1 protein-coding gene and 1 pseudogene are annotated in these 1,404 nt (G+C 71.9%); both read left to right on the top strand.

Going from position 1 to position 1,404, the window contains the following annotated elements:
- A pseudogene (locus tag HMPREF1138_RS11415) lies at positions 1-737 on the top strand (2-amino-4-hydroxy-6-hydroxymethyldihydropteridine diphosphokinase); the annotation flags it as partial.
- On the top strand, positions 738-1,214 hold the full coding sequence (locus HMPREF1138_RS07595) for a DUF3180 domain-containing protein (protein WP_009058336.1): 477 nt from the start codon (positions 738-740) through the stop codon (positions 1,212-1,214). It begins immediately after the preceding pseudogene.
- Positions 1,215-1,404 lie beyond the last annotated feature (190 nt).

The raw sequence follows: 1,404 nt of genomic DNA, 5'->3' as shown, positions 1-1,404 counted from the left end.
CCGCGGACGGGGCGGCCGACGTCGAGTATGACGAGGCTGAGGACTCCCGGCCGCCCATTCCCCAGCCCGAGACGCCCGCGCAGCGAGCCCTGCGGGTCGCCGAGGCGGCCGAGGCGCCCGTCGCCTTCACCGACGTCGATGACGCCGAGACCGGCGCCGTCGAGGTCGTTGCCGAGTTCCCGGACATCGACCCCGCCCCGGAGACCGACTCAACCCCGGAGACCGCTCCCGCCCCGGACGCCCAGGCCCCGACAGACGAGGATGAGCCCGCGAGTGAGACGCCCGCTCACGCGCAGGCGGCCCCGGCCTCGTCCCGCCCCGCGTGGCACCCCGTCTCTTCCGTGCCCGCGGACTCCCCGGCCGGGCGAATGACCCGCAAAATCGGTTCGGGCACCTACACGCCCAGCGGCGAAGAGAAGCCCCGGTGGGCGCCCGTCTTCCAGCAGAAACGTCCCGATTCGCGCGCCGACATTAAGCTGCCCGACTGGAACTTCTCCGTGGGCGCCGCCCACGATGTGCGCGTCGTCGACGACCGCAGCGGCCTGGCCCACGAGCAAGAGCCCCCCAAGCCGACCGTGCACGCCGACGGCCGCGCCACGATCCTGGCCCCCGGGCTGCCTGACAACACCCCCGTCGGCCCCATCCCGGACGACGAGGCCACCCAGACCGGTATCCTGCGTCGCGTCGTCGTGCGGCCCACGATGACCGGAGCGATCCCCATCGTCAAGAGGCGCTAAATGAAACCGCTGGCGATCACCTGGGTGCTGCTGGTCGGCGTCGTATGCGCCGTCATGAGCTTCCTCGGATTCTTCGCGCACATGCGCGCGGGCGGCACCCCCATGATCGTCACGCCCGGCCCCGCCGTCGTCTTCGCCCTGGCCACCGCCGCGCTGATCTGGTCCGGCCTGGCCGTGCGTCGCCTGCGCGCCGGGAAAGACACGTGGATCGACGCGATCGGCGCCATGCGCGTCGCCGTGTTCGCGCGCACCTCGGCACTGGTGGGAGCCGGCTTGACCGGCGTCCTCATCGGAGTCATGGTCGTGTCCCTCATGCAGCTGGAGGCCCCCGCGATGGTCGCTAACTCGCTGGGCTCGGGCATCAGTTCCCTCGTCGGCCTCGTGTGGGTGATCGTCGCGGTCGCCATCGAGCGATGGTGCGTGATCGAACCCGACGACGACCCCCCGAGCTCTCACAAACGCAACGCGGCCGCGTGAACCGGCGGTGCGCGTCTGCTTGTTGGCGCGAATGTGTCGCCCGCCCCGAGCGTTAGGCGCAGCCCGACGCCGCGGCCCGGTATCGTGGAGGCGTGGCTGACCAGCGTAAGAATTCCCCCAAGCGTTCCTCCTCCCGGCGTTCGTCGCCCTCGGGCGCATCCGGGCGCGCGGCAGACCGCACGTCGCGGGC

Origin of the sequence: Actinomyces sp. ICM58, assembly GCF_000283035.1 — a bacterium.
Lineage (GTDB): Bacteria > Actinomycetota > Actinomycetes > Actinomycetales > Actinomycetaceae > Pauljensenia.
This window is presented reverse-complemented; position numbering and strand designations above follow the sequence as displayed.